The following is an 18,956-nucleotide window of genomic DNA, read 5'->3' as shown; positions in this document are numbered from 1 at the left end:
AAGCCAATGCCACACTTTGTACACAGGCTGGAAGCCTATGCCACATTGGAACTTAGGAGTGACGAGAATGGGTAGTGAACTGGTGATTTCGAGACGTGCCTTTACGTTGGCTGTGGCGGCGACCTTGGCTGCTGGTCCGGGAGTTCTAAATGCGAGCGAAATTGCAATGCTGGAAAATAACCTGGTGGCAGCTAACAACAGTTTTTCGCTTGAGCTGCTGAAACTCTTTAGCCAAGCGGAACCAGGGAAGAATCAGTTCTTTTCACCGTTCTCGATCGAGTCGGCGCTAGCCATTGCGCTCGAAGGTGCTCGCGGTCAAACCGCCCAGGAGATGGGAACAGCGCTCGGCTTTCCGCCAGCCCTCAAGGTTGCTGGAGATGTGCCCTGGAACATGTCCGCTTTCCGAAAAGAGTATCGAGCCAAGGTCGAAGCACTCAAACCACCGGTCGTCAGCGATAAGATGCGTGACGAGCTCAAACAACTCAAGGATCAGCTTGCAGCGTTGAACTCCGATTCGGACAAAGCCATCCAGCAGGGCAATTTCCGCCTCAATCAACAACTGTCGGTCAAAGCCAAGGCGCTGGCAGCTCAAATAAATTCGTTGTCCGCTTCGATCGGCCATCCGGAGTTGGCCAATGCCAATTCACTGTGGCTGGACAACAGTTATCCACTGTCGAAAACTTATCAACAACACGTCGAAGAATTTTATGGCGCGGCCGGCGCGTTCGAGTGTGACTTCCAATCCAACCCCGAACGCGAACGCATGCGCATAAACGACTGGGTCAGCGACCACACGCAAAAGAAAATTGAAAACATCATTCCACCCGATGCGCTTAGTCCGCTGACGCGATTGGTTATCGCCAATGCAATTTACTTCAAGGGCAATTGGTCCACACCGTTCGAGGAGCAACTAACGCAGCCGGCCAAGTTTACAACCAGCCGTGGACAACAAGCCGAAGTGGCCATGATGAATGCCCACGGTCTTTCGGGTACGCGATACGCGGCCTTCAACGAGGACGGTACAGTTTTCGAGACACCGAAAAAAGTCGGCTTCGATGTGGAACCTGCGACGCTCTATCCAGGCGACGATGGATTCCAGGTCGCAGAGTTGCCCTACGGTGGTGACAAGCTGTCGATGATTGCTGTGTTACCTCAAAAGGTCGGCCGGCTGGATGCAATCCTGTCATCACTGACTGCCGAAAAACTAGCCACATTCTTGTCGGCTCTGCAGCCGCGCAAGCTGAATGTGAAACTGCCAAAGTTCACTCTGAGTACCAACTACAACCTGGTGCCCAGTCTGAAAGAACTCGGCATGCAGACCGCGTTTCAAGATCAAGCTGACTTCACTGGCCTAACCGAGAGTGGATCTGCCTCCGATCGATTGAAAATTTCGCTGGTTATTCACAAAGCCTTCGTCGAGGTCAATGAACGAGGTACCGAAGCTGCCGCCGCTACGGTCGTATCGATGGAACTGACAGCCGCGCCGGTTAGCCGACCGTTCACTCCTGACTTCTTTGCTGATCATCCATTCCTGTTTGCCATCATCGAAAAAGAAAGCGGCATGCTACTGTTCGCTGGCAAAGTGGAGACAGTTGCCTAATGAATAGTTAGGTAGCCACCGCTGGAAAACGATGGCTTCGTTGCCCATCGAGTCCACCGTCTGGCGACGGTGGCTACATGTCCCCGTCTGGCGAACCGTGACTACAGTGCATAACTCACAGCGCAACCACCACCGCTGCTGTCAGTAGAATTGCGCCTGCAAATCGATACAGTAGAGTTCTCGTGGAATACTGGTCGTGCGTGTTACGAGCCCAGCGGCTAAGTAGCCAAGCTAAAATAACAGACCAGAAGCCGCGGAGTGAATACACGATGTTAACTCGCGCAGCATCGCCGAACTGAGCTAGCGCGAAAGTAATACTGATGGCTTGCAGAGCCATCAGCACACCGGCCCCCATCAAAGGCTGAGTTGCCCCCATGCGTTTGACACTCGCAGGTGAATCGCTCCAGGGTAATAAGCCCAGCGACAGCACGCCCACCAGGCAGAACATGGTCGACAAAAATCGAATCGCCCCATGCCGCTGGCCCGCGAATTGAACGCCGATGTCAAACAGTGTCAATGATGTCGCTGCCAGAATTGCAAAACCAATTGCCATGGCAGCGCGGCGGCTTGTCAGGGCCGGCGAGTTCGCGCCGCCGGACCCCAACTGTATGACAGCCACGCCCATCGTTGCTAGCGCCGCGGCGATCCAAACTCGAGTTTCGATGCCGCGCTGAGCCATCGCTGACATGATCACCGCCACCATGATGATCTTGATTCCAAACACCGGCGTTGCCAGCGATACATCGCCCAAGCGAAACGCCAAGTAGGTTGAGAGCTGCCCAGTCACGAACAGGCAGGCAATGCCAAGAGCTGACCACCACGCGGATAGTTGTAGCCAGTCTCCATGCACCGTTCCAATGACCAACCAGCACGAGGCTAAGATGCAGTTGGAAAGAGCCGTCGCTGTGAAGGGACTGACCCCACGCACAGTGGCCTGCTTGGCCAGCGTGCCCGCCAAGACAAACAAGAAACTTGAAAGCAACGGAAAAAGCAGATGCAGCGAATCGGACATCCAGTCACTCAGGCTCATGTCACCTCGTCACTCAATGTCCGATTGCCATCCGATGCGTATCGCTTAATCAAACTTGACATGAAAACCACTGATCATCATGCCAGCATCTACTGTTAAAGTTTGGCCGGTGACCAGGGAACTACCGTTGATCAAGCTCAATATTGCATCGGCGATATCCTGAGGCTGGCATACACGTTGCATCGGGAGTGTGCGATCGTAGGCCTCTTTGATGCTTTGAAATTTTTCACCTAGCCCGCCTTGAGTCCAGCGGCCGTCGATGAAGCCTGGCGCGATTCCGTTGACTCGAATTTCGGGTGCAAAGGTTCGTGCGAGCGCGACCGTTAAATTGTCCAGGGCAGCTTTTGTACAGCAATATGGGATCGAACTACCTTGTCCCAATTGCGCAGCGACGCTCGATATGTTGATGATTACTCCGCCACCACTTTCGCGCATCGGTTCGCGAACAGCGCGGGCACAATGAAAGGCGCCCACGACATTCACTTGATACAGCCGCTGCCAAACTTCGTCGGTAACCGATTCCAAATCCTGAAACGGTATGAACTCGGTAATCCCGGCGCAGTTGACCAGCGCGTCGATGCGTTCAAACTTCTTGAGTGTCGTTTCGACCAGGGTGCGGCAAGCTAAATCATCTGCCACATCCGCTTGCACGGCCAACGCCTGACCACCTGACTGTTGAATTTGAGAAACAGTTTGTTCGGCGTCGGACTTAGACCGCGAGTAGTTGACGACCACTGACCAGCCCTGTCGCGCTAGGCTGAACGAAGTGGCTTGCCCAACACCTGTTCCACCACCGGTGACGATCGCGACTTTTGCTATTGAATTCATTGTTGATTCGACAGTTTACGAAACCTGCGATTGAACGTTAGTGGCACTCCACAGCAAAGCAAGCCAGCAAGTTGGCGACAGTTTGATTGAACGGCGCGCCGGGGTCAATTACTCGTCCCGCCACAATTCCACGACTTGTTTTGCGTTGATATCACTCCGCCGCGGGGAAAAACCGCTGCAGAGCACTTTCGCTGCGGTAACGAGCCCTCCCGCATACTTCGGCTCGAGCGCCTCGTCTGCGACCTCCCTCGGCTTCGCAGGTCGTCCGATTTAGAAATCCGCATTGGTCTGTCCCACGCACGCGCATGGGTGACGCTAGCAAAAAGACCAGTGGTGTGTCCCCGCACTCAAGATCGGGGACAGACGTCGGGCTCGAGTGACGTGAGTTAGCGGGGCGGATTGGCCTGGGGACAGACACTTGACGAACACGGGTCTGTCCCTGGGCGCATGGGTGACGCTAGCAAAAAGACCAGTGGTATGTCCCCGCGCTTAAGATCGGGGACAGACGTCAGGCGTGAGAGACTTGCGTTAGCGGGGCAGATCGGCCTGGGGGACAGACACTTGACGAACACGGGTCTGTCCCCCGCGCGCGGGTGACGCTAGCAAAAAAGACCAGTGGTGTGTCCCCGCGCTTAAGATCGGGGACAGACGTCGGTCGCGAGTGACTTGCGTTAGCGTGGCAGATCGGCTGGGGGACAGACACTTGACGAGCACCGCGTCTGTCCCCGCGCGCATGGGTGACGCTAGCAAAAAGACCAGTGGTATGTCCCCACGCTCAAGATCGGGGACAGACGTCGGTCGCGAGTGACTTGCGTTAGCGGGGCAGATCGGCCTGGGGGACAGACACTTGACGAGCACCGCGTCTGTCCCCGCGCGCATGGGTGACGCTAGCAAAAAGACCAGTGGTGTGTCCCCGCGCTCAAGATCGGGGATAGACGTCGGAAGCGAGAGACATGAGTTAGCGGGTCTGGCCTCGAGCAATATGCTCGACGCCCTACTTTTTCACCAAGGTCATCATTTAGCTTGCATTTGCCATCGCGAACTAATTTTAAATCGGACGACCTGTTCGCTGGGAGCGGTGACATACCCTTCACACAACTGATTATAAAGCTGCACGATATCCATAAACTAAGTAGTCCTGGAGGCCTCACTGAGCATCGTTTCTAAAACCTCCATGGGCAGACCGACAATGTTGCTTTCGCTGCCGGAGACCAGGGTGAGCCAAGGCAGGTCGTCTTGGTAACCAAAGGCCCCTGATTTTCCTTGCCAGTTGCCGCTATCGAGATACTCTTCGATCATCGCTGGACTCAGCTGGGCCATTTGCAATTGACTGCACACGGGGCGGACATCGAATTCGCCGGTTTCTGTGTGCCACACACACAGTCCACTCCACACTTCATGCAGTCGTCCGCTCAACATACCCAGCATATGTCGCGCGTGATCGCGATCACGTGGTTTGCCCAGCACCATACCTTCGCAGTCGGCTACGGTATCGCATGCAATGATGATCGCCGGTTGCGTTACTCGCATGGCGACATCAGCCGCTTTCTGCACGGCCAGACGCGTCACGTAGACGCTGGTCGGATCGCCGTCGGGCTGGCCACTTTCCGCTTCCTCGCTCGGCGCTATAACTTCAAAATCGTATCCAGCTGACTGCAGTAACTGGCGACGTCGCGGTGATTGACTAGCCAAGATGAGTCGCATGCGCGCAATCCTTCGGTATTGAAAAAACAAAGTACCTTCGTGGCATTTCAGCTGCCACAGTTTGAATGGAGGTCAAGCCAACATGTTGGGGGAAGTTAACTTCATACGTTGTGCAAATCGTCATATGCTCGAAATAGCGTTTTCGCGTTGAAGACTTAGCCCGTGGTACCAGCCCAAGACTTGCGCGACGGCGGAGATGGCGGCGACTTCGATGCGCAAGATGGTCTCACCCAAGCTTACGACTTGCCAGCCGGCAGTGGCCAGGCTGAGCGTCTCATCATCGGTCAGTCCGCCTTCGGGACCTATCACCAGTGAAACGCTGGTCACTCCGCTGTGCAGGCTGGGCATCAGTGCGCTCAGTTTGTAAGGGCCGGGGTACGGATGAGCCAGCAGTCGCAAGGTCGCGTCGGCTTCAGCGGTTGTCATCCGCAGCGCGGATATCGATTGAGGGGCGGCGATTTCTAATAGTCGATTGCGTCCGCATTGCTTGCAGGCTTCGATGACAGTGCGTTGCAAGCGCTCCAGCGCCGAGTCGGTTGGCTGGGCCACGCCACGCTCAGTTATCAGCGGTACGAGCCGGGCCACTCCTAGCTCGGTTATCGCATCGATTAGCACGCGCTGACGATCCCCCTTAGGTAGAGCGATGGCGAGAGTCAGCTGAATAGCTGGCTCACCCCGCGTCGTCTGCCACTGCTGAAGCTCGCAGTCGATCGCATCTTTGCGTCGAGCTACGATCTTGGCAACCACTGAGTCGCCAAGGCCATTAAACAGTTCAACATCGTCACCCTCGCGCAAACGCAACACGGCGGTCGCATGTTTGGCTTCGGGACCTGTGATTTGACAGTAGCCCAGACTAGCGGCGTTAGCTTTGGCAAGCTGGGGCAAGTAGAAACGTGGTGGAGACATACGCAGGTTTTAGATTTCAGGTCAGGCTTTGAACTTCAAGTTTTCTGATGTGCTTGAGTTTATCGATTGTACTGAATTCGTAATTTCCGTGAGCCGATAGTAGAGGATAACTGAAGTTGGGCAAGCAGATCGACAGTTCGGGGAGGGTGCGAACGTGACCTATTGGAAATATTGGAACCTGAGTGCAGCTCCTTTTGCGCACAACTCCAGCCTCTTTTTTCGCGGAGCGTCGGTCGAGGAAGCGCTGGCCCGCATCGAATTCCTGTGCAGCCAACGACGCAATCTGGCTACACTGGTCGGTCCCAGTGGTGTGGGCAAGTCATGCTTACTGAATTGGTTGGTCCATCAGCCGCCTCGACAAACCGATTTGCCAACTCCTCAAGTCTGCCAGGTATCGATGTTGGGCATGGCCGGAGGCGACCTGGCTTGCGAACTGACCAAGAAAACTTGCGGTCGCGGTGCTGCCAACCTATCAGAGGCTTGGAGCGTGCTGACCGATTGCTTGTACACACGGCAACGCAGCGATGCACACACGCTGTTCTTGATTGACGATGTCGAGAACTGCGGAGCTAGCGCTGAAACAGACCTGGTCCGCCTGGTACGAATGGCGGAAGACAAAAATGTGAGTATCGTGCTGTCGATCGAAGCCAGCCTGACATCCACGGTCAGCCGCTGGTTGCTAGAACGCAGCTATCTGAATATCGAGCTGTCGCCCTGGGACTTGCAACAAACACGCGAGTATGTGCGGTTCGTACTGTCACGCTGCCACGGTTCAACGACGATCTACAGCGATTCAGCCATCGCGCGTATGCACGAGAGCACCAAAGGTATCGCTCGTCGCCTTTCGCAATTAGCCGATTTGGCGTTAATCGCTGGCGCAGTACGCCAGTGTGCTCGCATCGATGAAAGCATCGTCGCACAAGTATTGCAAGAAATACCCAAACAGTTCAACGCGGCTGCGTAAGTGTCTACTTTCGCTCCGCGAAAGTGAGCTTTGTTTAGTTTCGCTTCGCGAAAGAGAGCCATGTTTGCCTTTCGCGGAGCGAAAGGAGACGGACTTGGGCTTGAACCAAGGGCGGCTTTTTGATATTCGACATATCAAGTGTTTCGCGATCGACCAAGGAATTCCAGATGACTACTGATTCGCACGTGTCGCCTAGGTTCGCAGCCTGCATCGCATCTGCCATGTCCAAATTTTTGGCAGCATGCTTGGTCTGCTGTGTCTCCGCTTCCACTGCGAACGCTCAAGTCCCGGACTTTGATGCCAACCAGGCTGAAGTCAATCCGGGCGAAGTCGTCAAACTCGAAGACCAACTGATCAACGGTTTGCGCGTCGTCAACAGCGAACAACGGGCTTATGTCCTGCAAGTTGTTACGCTGGTCAATCAAGGCAAAATACCCAGAGCCATGGTCAACGTCGTGTACTCGTGGGCCATCAAACGCAACCCGCGCGTGCCTCTACCCTATTTTCAGTTTGCGCTTAAGGCATTAGCCGATCGACGCGGCATCGATGTGCCCGCCGGCCAAATCACAATCGCCAACTGATAGCGGAACTACCATTCCGGAACTCTAATTCCGGAAATGTCTTTCATATATCTGAGTGCGTCGATTTTAAAGAGTGAGAATCGATTCTCGCACTGAGACATCATCGGCGAATCGGTGTATCCTAGTGGGCTAACCCGCTTTCGATCCACTCATTGAATCTTGCCAACCATGTCTCAATACAACTTTGCGTGTCTTGTCTGTGGCCTCATTCTGGCTATTACCACTAGAGCCCAAGCGGCCGACGATTTGCTGATTGCCGACTTCGAAGCGGACAGTTATGGGCAGTGGAAAATCGAAGGCCAAGCCTTCGGCATGGGCCCGGCCAAGGGAACGCTGCCGGGACAAATGCCTGTCGAGGGTTTTCGCGGGCAGCGGCTGGTCAACTCGTTTGTCGACGGCGACAAATCGACTGGCACTCTCACTTCGCCCGAGTTCAAGATCCAGCGCAAGTACATCGCCTTCTTGATCGGAGGCGGTCGCAATCCAGAACAGTTGGCATTGCAGCTGATCGTCGATGGCCAGGTGGTACGCAGTTCCACCGGACCCAATGACCGCGCTGGCGGTAGCGAAGCTTTGTCCGCCGAAGCCTGGGACGTTAGTCCATTCGCTGGTCGCAATGCTGCCCTGAAGATTATCGACGCGGCCACTGGTGGCTGGGGACATATCAACGTTGATCATCTAGTCCAGACTGACCAGAAACCAACTGGGTTGTTGAGCGATGTCACACGCGAGTTTCAAGTGGCCGCCAAGTTCTTGCACTTGCCCATCAAGAATGATGCCCCCTTGCGCAAAGTGAGTCTGCTGATTGGGGCTCAAGTTGTCGTCGTCAATGACATTGCTGTTTCGAATGACGCGCCGGACTGGTGGGCGCCGATGGATGTCAGTGCTTACCTGGGCAAAACCGTAACGCTCAAAATCGATCGCATCGCCGAGGACGCTAACCCACTGGCCAAAGTTCAATCGTCCGACGAACTAATCAATGCTGACAAGTTGTATCGCGAATCGCTGCGCGGGCAGTTTCACTTCTCGCCGCGCCGTGGTTGGAATAACGATCCCAATGGCCTGGTGTACTACAACGGCGAGTACCACATGTTCTTTCAGCACAATCCTTATGGCTGGGGCTGGGGGAATATGCACTGGGGGCATGCGGTCAGCAAAGACCTGATCCACTGGGAAGAGCTGGGCGATGTGTTGATGCCCGATAAGTATGGTCCGATGTTCTCTGGCAGTGCTGTCGTTGATTGGAAGAATACCAGCGGCTTGGGCAAAGATGGCCAGCCGCCATTGGTTCTAATTTATACGGCCGCCGGCAACCCGACCGTACAGTGTATTGCTTATAGCCACGATGGCCGCAATTTCACCAAGTATGCGGAGAACCCGGTTATCGATCAGATTACACCCGGTAATCGTGACCCCAAAGTCTTCTGGCACGAACCGACCCAACGCTGGGTCATGGTGTTGTACGTCGAGAAGGACAAGGTACACACGGTCCACTTCTTTACGTCAGAAAATCTGCGCAACTGGCAGCTAGCCAGCGTGTCACCGGGCGATCCCGATGGCAAACGTTACTTGTTCGAATGCCCTGACATGTTTCAGCTTCCGGTGGATGGAGATGCTTCGAACCAGAAGTGGGTGCTTATCGCGGCTGATAGCCAGTACGGCGTCGGGCAATTTGACGGCCGAATATTTACGCCAGAAGTCGAGCGATTGACTGGGCAACAAGGTCGCGGCTTCTATGCGGCACAGTCCTATAGCGATGTACCTGATGGTCGACGCATCTTTGTCGGTTGGTTTCAGACCGAAACCAAAGACATGCCCTTCAATCAATCGATGACCATTCCACTTGAGCTAGGACTGACCAAGACGACCGATGGCCCGCGACTGACTTTTACGCCAGCTCGTGAGCTGGCAAGTTTGCGAAAGAGCAGCCAAAAGATCGATGCACTCACCCTGAAGCTCGATACTCCAAATCCACTAGCCAACGTTCAAGCCGAACTCTCGGAGTTACGCGTTGATATGGAAAGCGACGGAGCAGCTCAAGTCGAGCTGTCGATTCGTGGAGTAAAAGTCGTTTATGATTTCGGCACCCAGGAACTCGAAGTCCATGGTCAACGCGCTAAAGCCCCATTACAACAAGGGCGACAGAGCTTGATCATCTACTGTGACCGCACAGGTTTAGAAGTATTTGCCAGTGGTGGGCTGACCTATGTGCCGATGCCCATCAACGTATCGCCAGAGAATCGACAGTATGCGATCAAGACCAACAGTGGCCCGGCGCAAATCTCTAAGCTTGTGGTTTACCAGCTGCAGAGTGCGTGGTGACAATGGCCCGCGGATTGCTACTGACTAGTTAGGCGTGCAGTTTGATATCGCATGCACTAACTAAACTCAGAGGGTGACCGCTGTGCTTCCGGACCATTCCACGCATCGTTCCCACTGGCTCAAGCGGAGCCCATTGCAACCCAAGTATCCGCAACTTGTCGGTCGAGCTCAGACCGAGATCGTGGTGTTAGGCGGCGGCATCGCCGGGCTGAGCACTGCTCTAGAATTACTGGAGCGTGGTCACCAGGTAACGGTGCTCGAGGCGCTGGTGATCGGCGGCGGGACCACCGGTGGTAGTACCGGGCATCTCGATAGCCATCCCGAAAGTGGCCCGCACAAGTTTATACACGATGTGGGCTTGGACAACGCGCGGGCAGTTGTGGCTGCTCGTCAAACGGCGATCGAGTTGATTGCCGAACGAGCAGATAAGCCGACAGAGTTTGTGCGCATCCCAGCGTATTACTACACCAACCATGCTGGAGCGCCACAGACAGGGCAACCAGCACCTCGCTGCTCCTCGCGCGAAGCGATGCAAGCTGAACTGACAGCAGCGCTGCAACTGGGTCTGGATGCTAGTTGGTTGGATGAAGTACCATTACCACAGGCCGGCTTCGGCTACCGCATTCCATCGATGGCCCGCATGAATAGCTTGGCCTATGTCCAGCACTTAGCTAACCTGGTCACCGAGCGAGGTGGACAAATTTATGAACAGTCCATCGCCAGTGGCCCCTTGGGCAAACATCCAACCGAGATTGAAGTCGGCGAGGCGACCATCGAGTTCGAGCGAGCGGTCTGTGCAGTTCACTCCAACTATACCGAGGTGATGCGCATTTACTTTCAAACACCCGCTTATCAATCGTATGCGGTGTGTGTACGCGTCGCTGACCCACCACCGGATGCCCTGTTTTGGGATAATTCCGATCCGTATTACTACACGCGCCATGTCAGCAGTTCGGATCCTCAACTGCTTATAGTAGGTGGTTGCGATCAACGAACCGGCGCTCACGATTCGAATCAGGCACAACGTGAGTTATTGGACTATGTTAACTCACGTTTTAAAGTTCTCGATGTTGTCGATCAATGGAGCGCTGAGCTCTTCGAACCCGTCGACAAACTACCGATCATCGGGCTAGCCCCCGGAAAAGACAATGTGTGGGTCATCACCGGCTTGAGCGGTGTCGGTTTGACTTGGGGAACCGCTGCCGGACGCATCGTGGCAGAACAAATCGCGGGCGTTGAGACGCCCTTGCACTCGGTCGTTTGTCCTGCACGCTGGGCAGTTCACTCGCTGCCTACGATGATCGGCGAACAAGCCACGGCAGCCGCTGACTATGCCGAGCGTGTCTTGCCGGCCGAACGCATTGACCCACAACAGCTGAACCCAGGTCAAGGTAAGGTCGGCGTATCCGACGGCAAGCACATTGCCGCCTGCCGAGATCGTCAAGGCGCCTTACACGTTCGCAAGCCGCTCTGCACTCACATGGGCGGTGTGGTTCACTGGAACGAAGCCGAACAGACCTGGGATTGCCCAGTCCATGGCGGACGCTTTTGCGCTCACGGTCAGCGATTGTACGGTCCGCCCGAGGACGATTTAGAGTGACGACGCGGCGGGCGTAGTTGTCAGCGTTTCTGCTTTAGCATCCAAGCGGTCAAATCGGGCGAAGCATACGCGGCGGACCACGAGTTGTGGCCGATATGTTCCAGCACTGTCAATCGAGATGACTGGCCGCCAGCTCGCTCAATAGCCGCTTGCATTTTCACGTTGGCTTCGTAAACTCCGTCGCGATCGCCGACCCACGCCCACAGCGGAATGTCTTTCAGCTTAGGCGCATCTTCGATTGTGACGCTGCCACAGATAGGCACAACTGCTGCGAACTTGTCAGGGTTATCGGCTGACATCCGCCACGACCCGGCACCGCCCATACTCAGGCCCGTCAGTATCAGACGCTGAGTATCCACCTTGAAGCCTTTGACGGTCGCATCCAGTAGTTCACTCACGCGTTTCTGTTGCGTCGGACTTCTCCAACTATCGTCGCGTGGACATTGGGGAGAAATCAAAATGTACGGTAGCTTATCGCCGCGAGCAGCCATTTGCGGCGGGCCCCACGCAGCCACGATGCTCAACGGTCCATTGCTTTCGCCGCGACCGTGCAAGAACAACACAAGCGGCAGAGGATCCGCAGCTGATTCGTATGCTTCCGGCAGGTACAACAAATAAGGCACCTCGGCTCCATCGCTGGCCTTGAAACTCATTTCAACTTGTTTGCCTGGCGTCGGTTCAGCACCTAACGCGGAATGAGTTGAGAATGCAACCAGCGACAAAGTACAGGCTGCCCAGTAGTAACACAGTATGCGATTCATGTTTGCTCTCCAAAGTTGAGGTTTCAATAACCGTAGATTAGCCCATCAGCATGTCACAAACCAGCGGACGATAACTTCAACTTCCTGTCCAAAGTCTGGCGACTTCGGCTACCTATCTCGACGGGTATGATGCTTGCTCATAAACTGAGATCCAACGTTGGTCGCACTTCCAACTCGGCACACTACTTTTTACTCACTAAAGATTGCCCATGTTTTTTCCGATCAGCGATGACGATCAAGAAGTCAACTCGCCCGCGCTTATCTCCAACGGCCTGCTGCTGGCCAACGTGCTGCTGTTCGTCGTGCAGATGATTCAGCCCGATTTCACGTACGGCTGGAGCGTCATTCCTCGCGAAATTACCACCGGTGTTGACTTGGTGGAACCAGAGCTGATTGGCTACGCCGGAGGTGAGCCGGTCGCGATTCCGCAAGCACCAGGCCCGCCGATTATTTGGTTAACTCTTTTGAGTTCCATGTTCATGCACGGCGGCTTTGGGCACATCTTCGGCAACATGCTTTACCTGTGGATTTTTGGAAACAACGTCGAGCATCGCTTTGGTCACGTTTGGTTCTTGATCTTCTACTTATCATCAGGTTTGGTAGGTAGTCTGGCCCAAATCATGATGAATCCCGGCAGCGTTATTCCGAGTCTCGGCGCTTCGGGAGCTATTGCCGGCGTCATGGGGGCATATTTAGTTTTGTTTCCATACAACCGCGTGAACGCCATCTTCTTTTACAGCGTGGTGACCGTACCCGCCGTGTTGGTCTTGGGGATGTGGATTGTGATGCAATTAATTAGTGGCGTCGGATCGATCGCGCTCACATCAGCTGACGTCGGAGGCGTAGCCTACATGGCTCACATCGGAGGCTTCGCAACCGGAGCGTTGGCCGCACTATGTTGCCGAATGCAACTCAAACGTGAACCCGATTCCATTCTGCATCGCCAGTACGAACGCGACCCGCAAGCTCACAGGTTGTGGTAGCCTTTGGAGTGCTGTGGCGTCAGCCACAGCTTTGATGTAATAACCAAACTGTACCGCAGCCTGCATGAACCTATAGTCATGAGCGTCAACCGTGCGTACAGGCTGCGGTATCGTCAACACTTACATCAAAGCGGAAGCAGATGCTTCCGCACTCCAAGGAACCACTCTAAGGATTACTCAATCGTTAGCGTCTTGCCTGGCTCTAAGGTGTACTGCTTTTCGCCAACGCGGATGTCGAGCGGACGCTGGCCGGGCTGAGTCTGAATGACTTCGAGGCGACCATTTTGATGCGCGGTGACGTTTAGCGCATAGTCCTGCACATGTATCCCAGTAACAGTTAATGCAGGCCAGGCTTGTGGTAAGCGAGGATTCAATTGCAGCCCGTTAGCCGTCGGCTGGGCTCCCAAGAATCCGTACAGCATGACTTGGGGCACCAGCACGCTCTCCAAGAACTCCTGATCCAGTCCCAAACCACCGGGTGGGCCACCGCCTTGCAGCAATCCTCTCCCAGGTTTAGCGTAATAAGCGCGATAGCCACCTTCGCCTTGCACTTCATCAAACCATGTGATGATCTTCGACAAACGCTCCCATGCATCATCTGGGCCATTGGTCTTGAGGCGGGCCATCAAGTCATGATAACTGAAGCCCAGCACGGCACCGCCATCCTGAACTTGGTTGCCCCATGCAATGGATTCCGGCCCCGACCAGGCCCACACATAGGTCTCGATGTTCCGCTTCGTAGTAGCACGTGGAGCGAATCGCCAGCGATAGATATCTGCTCCGGTCGACGTATCACCTTCGATAACTCGCTGACCACTGACCCAGTCGAGTATCTGGCGAGCTTGCGCGTCCGATGCCACACCATAATAGATGGCTTCTAGGTTGACGAATGTAAAACCATAATCGTATCCCTGACCATCCACGTCGATCCACCCATAGAAACGTCCAGTTTCCGCATTCCAGAATCGCTGCTGAAAATCTTGACGCACTTCATCCGTGAGCGTCTGAAGTTTCTCCGCAGTGAACCTCGGATCCGGGACTGGCAACGACCATTGTTCATGTTGGGCAATGGCCGACTCCAACTTACTCATCGCGCCTAATGCATCGTATGCTAACATCGTGGCCATGGCATCGTGACCACCAAAGGGCAACAAGTCCCAGTAGTTGTTGCCCACACCGACGCCCGGCTTCAGCTGCTTGGACCCATCGGGCTGGCGACCCAGTCCAGTCCGACCTTCATGCCCGACCCAAGGTACCACCATGTGTTTACTGCTGGCCAGCGAAAATTCGTCGACGCCGTAACGCACGGCTGTCCGCATGCGCTGCAGGTTGGCGCGCAAGAAGTCCATGTCACCGGACCAGTTGAAATAGGTGGTGCAAGCTTGCAAATAGTTCCAGTTTGTCGTGGGGTGACGCGTGTCGATGGCAGTGATGATCGACTTCAAATGCAGCTTGGCATTCTGAGCGTTCGTAATAACCAGTCGATAATTGCGCAGTAGTCCCGCATAACCCGGCTGTCGGTAGAGCGGTACGTTGACATACTGCAGGCCACCACGGGGCAGGGTGACGGGAACCACGCGTTCGGCTGGCCAGCCTTGATCGCTATCGAGCAACCACTCGATGGTGGCAGTGGCTGATGGCGGCAAGTCTTCGCCTGACCACTCGAGGCGCGCAAACGGAGCGACGATCGTACCGCAGCGGATCAGTGGCGTAGTGATGCTGATCGTGTCGCTGGTGGCATGCAGGGTCAGACCATGTTGAGGATCGATGCCTGCTACTTCAGCGCCATCGATCTTCCAGCCACGCGTATCTGGCAACGGTTGCGTGCGAAAGTTCTGCACGGACCATTCTTCGCCCAAGATCGAAAAGTGAAACCCCTTGCCGGTACTTTGCTGCCAGGCTGGAAATGGCCAGCCGTCGCTATGTGCCATACCTCGATGCTGCTGCATGGCTACGTAGCCTTCATCGTCAATACGGCGATTCAAGAGCGAATCCCGATAGCGGGCACGCGGCCCGGGACCGGTCCAAACTGTCGACATCGGCAGCCAGGCATCCCACAGTGTGCAAGAAGTAAACGCGTTGTCGTGATGCAGCGCATGCAACAGTTCGAGCGACTGCATCGACTGCTCGTGCCCGGGCACAATGAACTTTGGTAGCTCAGCCGATGACGCCAACGTTGGAAAAGCCGAGGACAACAACACGACCAGTGGTACGACGGCCGCCAAAGTACAGAATTTCATGAGTTGCAAATCAAAATCAATAGGTGGAAAAACTGGTAGCCACCGCTGCCAAGCGGTGGAAGATCAAGCGTAACGCATCCACCGTCTGGCGACGATGGCTACATTCATTTCCACCGTCTGGCGACGGTGGCTACGGCGTGCGCTCGGCTGAGATGGTCCATAGGCCGCCAAGGATCAATGCGCCGCCTGCGAGCATGAGCATCGATATCTGTTCGCCCAGAAACACTACACCCCAAACGACTCCAAACAGTGGAATCAAGTAAGCCACGGAGATAGCCCGCGTGGCGCCGATGACACTGAGCAAGTGAAAATAAATTGCCAAGGCAACACCGGTACATATGACTCCGAGCGCAATGGCTGACAACCAGCTTTGGAGACTGGGCGACTGGGCGGGCCAGTAGTAAAGCGCCAGCGGCAACAACACCAAGCTAGCCGCCACAGTACTCGATGCAGCTACCACAATAGGCGTGATCGAAGTCAGTTGACGTTTGGAGTAGTGAGCCGCAACTCCGTAGGAAAAGGTCGCCAACAAACACACCAATGCGCCCCAGGCCGTACCCTCAATCGTACGATTGCCCGCGACTAACACGCATACGCCGCCAAATCCAATGGCCAATCCCAACCACTTGCGTCTCGATAGTGACTGCCGCAAAAACACCACCGCTATTAAGGCTCCGAAGAACGGCGAGGTGGCATTGAGTACGGAAGCCAGGCCGGCGGATAGTACGGTCGTTCCAAAGGCGAACAAGGTGAACGGCACGGCGGAATTGGTGATGCCCACTATCAACATCTTGACGGGCGACTGGAAAAGCTCACGGCGTTTGCCGTGCAATAGAGCCCAGGCAAGCAGCACCAAGCCACCCACGGCCACGCGAACTTGAATCAGCGGTATCGGTCCAAACTCGCTAACAGCCACCCGCATGAACAAAAACGACGCGCCCCAAATTGCGCCCAACAAGACCATCAACATCTTGTCGGTAATACTAATAGGGGCGTTATCGTTCTTCACTGCGTATCTTTGTTTTTGTCACTTAGATGCCAGGCACATCGAAAGTGCTGGGCTGATATGGCATTCATTCTATCGACCCGGCGGTTAAAAGCGATTGCACTTGAGTGCCGGGGCCGGATGGCCCACACGCGGCGTCTGCCAAGAGCAGCGCGCAGGCTCTAGTGAGAAGGGGCTGGCCTTTCGCGGAGCGAAAGGAGACTATAATCACCGCGAATTGTAGCTTCTTATTCCGTCCTAATTTACCCGAGCACCAGCACACCATGTTCGAGAGAATCGCTCAACAATACACCGGCAAATCAGTCGTCGTCGTGGGCGCGGGCGGGATCGGCGGAGCCATCGCGACGTTGCTCAATGGCCAACAGGCAAAGTTGTGTGTGGCCGACCGCAGCCAGGCGGCACTGGATCAACTCGCTAGCCAACTAAAATCAACCAACCTCCACACACAGACGCTCGACGTAACCGATTCAGTCGCCGTAAATGATTACTTTGGTCAGGTACATGCAATGGCAGGTGGAGTTGATTATCTTTTTTACACTGCCGGGATTCTGAACATCGAATCGCTAACAGATACTACCAGTGAGATTTGGGATCGGGCCATTAGTATCAACTTGTCCGGAGCGTTTTATTGTCTGCATGCAGCGGCCGCCCTCATGCGTCCAGCTCGCCGCGGCAGCATTCTGCTGCTGGGTTCCATTTCCGGTACCAAAGCGCGCTCGGGTTCACGTGTCAATCCTGTATACAACGCGACCAAAGCCGGTGTGGTGGCCCTAGTCAACGGCGCGGCCATGCAACTGCGCAGTTTCGGCATTCGCGTCAACAGCATCTCACCGGGCCCTACATCGACAGCCATGATGGATATTCAACCGCAACAAGTTCATGCCAGCGTCAACGAAATCGCACTCGATGGACGCATGAACAACGCTGTCGAAGTTGCCGAGTTGGCCTTGTTCGTGGCCGCTCACGGTCGCTTCACTGGCGAAGATGTCGCCATGGGCGGAGGAGCTGGGCTGGGCGGCTGATCGCTGCGCTCACGCGCGCACCAAGGCATGCAACACAAACGAGCCGAACAACGACTGCGTCAAAATGAACAGCAGATAAGCATACAAACGTTTCGTGCCACCCCGCGCCAACCAGATGCCTAACAAGATTTGCATCGCTGTCAGGGCTATCGAAAACCACAACGACCTACCTACGCCTTGCTGCGCCCATTGCTCAAAGTACAAAGTGGGAAAGAGGGCTGGCAGTCCCGACCCATTCATCAACAACTCAATACTCATTTGTCCGGATACCACGAGCCAAATGAAGGGCAAGTATTGGCAAGCTAACATATTGACCAGCTTCCAACGGTCTGGGCGATTCCACAGTTCATAGACGGAGTAAATCACTGTACCGATCATCAGCAGGATGGCGAATATCACTTGCCTTTGCATGAAGATGGCTAACAATAGCGCCACCAACAACATGGCAATAAACCAGTGCCGGATGCTGAAAGTCATCGGCGCATGGAATAAACGATCACGCTCAGCGTCGGTCTTATGCAACCAAACCAGCCACAACCAGACGGCGCTGTCGAACGCTAGGATGGCGCCCCCAATTGCCGGCACGATCCAAGGCATGCGGCTTTGATCGCTACCAGTCCAATCATAAAAGGCTGGCATGAACCAACCCCAGATCAATGCGATCGCCGGCAACAAGAGCCACGCCGCTTGCCAACCTAGCGTCGGTGCCCCGTCCACACTACGGGCGACGTCCCGCGGCAGCTCAATGCCAGGTGTCTCACTGCGTGGCTCCATTTCTGCGTCCTCCGCTGGCCGCCTTCATACCTTGGAATGCAACTGAATATGGTCATAATACTGCGAGCCAAGCGTTTCCATACTCTTCAGAGGATTCAATATGTCAAAACCGCGCAAGATTGTTGGCTGGTCGCTGAGCATCTTGTTGGCATTATTTCTAGGCGTTGTCAGCGCGAGCGGAAAGTTCGTTGACTTCCCCGACAAAGAAGCAATGTTCGCCAAGATGGGCTGGACAACCGCAGCCATGATCCCCATCGGAATCGTGGAGATTGCGTGTACCGTGCTATTTCTAATTCCACGCACAGCCTTCATCGGCGCAATCTTGCTGAGTGCCTATCTGGGTGGAGCCATAGCTACTCACGTTCGCATCAACGACAACTTTGTCTTCCCCATTATCATCGGCGTCGTGATGTGGATCGCTCTGGGCTTGCGCGATGGACGCGTCTTCGCCTTAGCCTTCACCAAACCGCACACCGACCAATAGACCTTGGAGTGCGGTGCCCGCGGCACCGCTTTGATGTATGCGTTGACTGTACCGCAGCCTGTACGCACGAGCGTACGCTCATGACTGTTGGTTCGTGCAGGCTGCGGTCACGCTTGATTATCACATCAAAGCTACGGCTAACGCCGCTCAT

Annotated in this window: 16 protein-coding genes; 8 read left to right on the top strand and 8 right to left on the bottom strand. The window is 55.0% G+C overall.

The window, feature by feature from the left end; translation table 11 throughout:
- Positions 1–67 precede the first annotated feature (67 nt).
- Entirely contained in the window at positions 68–1,600 is a 1,533-nt protein-coding gene (locus tag SH573x_RS12810; protein WP_479355592.1) for a serpin family protein, read from the top strand.
- A 115-nt stretch (positions 1,601–1,715) separates the two neighbouring features.
- On the opposite strand, the gene SH573x_RS12805 is transcribed toward SH573x_RS12810, so the two are convergent.
- The 4 genes from SH573x_RS12805 to SH573x_RS12790 all read right to left on the bottom strand — a co-directional run bounded on the left by SH573x_RS12805 (position 1,716) and on the right by SH573x_RS12790 (position 6,068).
- A complete protein-coding gene (locus SH573x_RS12805; RefSeq protein WP_479355591.1) occupies positions 1,716–2,612 on the bottom strand; it encodes an EamA family transporter in 897 nt (298 codons plus the stop codon).
- A gap of 63 nt (positions 2,613–2,675) precedes the next feature.
- Entirely contained in the window at positions 2,676–3,458 is a 783-nt protein-coding gene (locus SH573x_RS12800) for an SDR family NAD(P)-dependent oxidoreductase (protein ID WP_479355589.1), read from the bottom strand.
- Between the two features lie 1,128 nt (positions 3,459–4,586).
- Positions 4,587–5,162, bottom strand: a complete 576-nt coding sequence (locus SH573x_RS12795; RefSeq protein WP_479355587.1) for a Maf family protein — start codon at positions 5,160–5,162, stop codon at positions 4,587–4,589.
- Between the two features lie 120 nt (positions 5,163–5,282).
- Complete coding sequence (locus tag SH573x_RS12790) at positions 5,283–6,068, bottom strand: RsmE family RNA methyltransferase (RefSeq protein WP_479355585.1); 786 nt, start codon at positions 6,066–6,068, stop codon at positions 5,283–5,285.
- Positions 6,069–6,222: 154 nt separating this feature from the next.
- Between SH573x_RS12790 and SH573x_RS12785 the strand changes: the two genes are divergently transcribed.
- From SH573x_RS12785 to SH573x_RS12770, 4 genes are all read left to right on the top strand, one after another.
- Positions 6,223–7,032, top strand: a complete 810-nt coding sequence (locus SH573x_RS12785; protein WP_479355583.1) for an ExeA family protein — start codon at positions 6,223–6,225, stop codon at positions 7,030–7,032.
- A gap of 221 nt (positions 7,033–7,253) precedes the next feature.
- Complete coding sequence (locus tag SH573x_RS12780) at positions 7,254–7,613, top strand: hypothetical protein (protein ID WP_479355582.1); 360 nt, start codon at positions 7,254–7,256, stop codon at positions 7,611–7,613.
- A gap of 168 nt (positions 7,614–7,781) precedes the next feature.
- Positions 7,782–9,935: a glycoside hydrolase family 32 protein gene (locus SH573x_RS12775; RefSeq protein WP_479355580.1), complete on the top strand. Its 2,154-nt coding sequence runs from the start codon at positions 7,782–7,784 to the stop codon at positions 9,933–9,935.
- Positions 9,936–10,008: 73 nt separating this feature from the next.
- On the top strand, positions 10,009–11,535 hold the full coding sequence (locus SH573x_RS12770) for an FAD-dependent oxidoreductase (RefSeq protein ID WP_479355578.1): 1,527 nt from the start codon (positions 10,009–10,011) through the stop codon (positions 11,533–11,535).
- 20 nt (positions 11,536–11,555) lie between these two features.
- On the opposite strand, the gene SH573x_RS12765 is transcribed toward SH573x_RS12770, so the two are convergent.
- A complete protein-coding gene (locus tag SH573x_RS12765; RefSeq protein WP_479355576.1) occupies positions 11,556–12,296 on the bottom strand; it encodes a carboxylesterase family protein in 741 nt (246 codons plus the stop codon).
- 209 nt (positions 12,297–12,505) lie between these two features.
- Between SH573x_RS12765 and SH573x_RS12760 the strand changes: the two genes are divergently transcribed.
- The gene (locus tag SH573x_RS12760) at positions 12,506–13,279 is read left to right on the top strand and encodes a rhomboid family intramembrane serine protease (RefSeq protein WP_479355575.1); all 774 of its coding nucleotides are present in this window, start codon (positions 12,506–12,508) and stop codon (positions 13,277–13,279) included.
- A gap of 173 nt (positions 13,280–13,452) precedes the next feature.
- Here SH573x_RS12760 and SH573x_RS12755 read toward each other — a convergent pair whose 3' ends face one another.
- Entirely contained in the window at positions 13,453–15,519 is a 2,067-nt protein-coding gene (locus SH573x_RS12755) for a glycosyl hydrolase family 65 domain-containing protein (protein ID WP_479355573.1), read from the bottom strand.
- 130 nt (positions 15,520–15,649) lie between these two features.
- Positions 15,650–16,528 carry a DMT family transporter gene (locus tag SH573x_RS12750; protein WP_479355571.1) on the bottom strand — a complete coding sequence of 293 codons (879 nt, stop codon included), beginning with the start codon at positions 16,526–16,528 and terminating at the stop codon, positions 15,650–15,652.
- A gap of 260 nt (positions 16,529–16,788) precedes the next feature.
- On the opposite strand from SH573x_RS12750, the gene SH573x_RS12745 reads away from it, so the two are divergent.
- The gene (locus SH573x_RS12745) at positions 16,789–17,547 is read left to right on the top strand and encodes an SDR family NAD(P)-dependent oxidoreductase (RefSeq protein WP_479355569.1); all 759 of its coding nucleotides are present in this window, start codon (positions 16,789–16,791) and stop codon (positions 17,545–17,547) included.
- Positions 17,548–17,556: 9 nt separating this feature from the next.
- Here the strand turns inward: SH573x_RS12745 and SH573x_RS12740 are convergent, their stop codons facing one another.
- Entirely contained in the window at positions 17,557–18,321 is a 765-nt protein-coding gene (locus SH573x_RS12740; RefSeq protein WP_479355568.1) for a hypothetical protein, read from the bottom strand.
- Between the two features lie 100 nt (positions 18,322–18,421).
- Here SH573x_RS12740 and SH573x_RS12735 point away from each other — a divergent pair, with 100 nt between their 5' ends.
- On the top strand, positions 18,422–18,805 hold the full coding sequence (locus SH573x_RS12735; protein ID WP_479355566.1) for a DoxX family protein: 384 nt from the start codon (positions 18,422–18,424) through the stop codon (positions 18,803–18,805).
- Positions 18,806–18,956: the final 151 nt, after the last annotated feature.

This window comes from Rania fehmarnensis, assembly GCF_056494185.1.
Note: the sequence above shows the minus strand (reverse complement) of the source record. Positions and strands in the feature narration are given on the sequence as shown.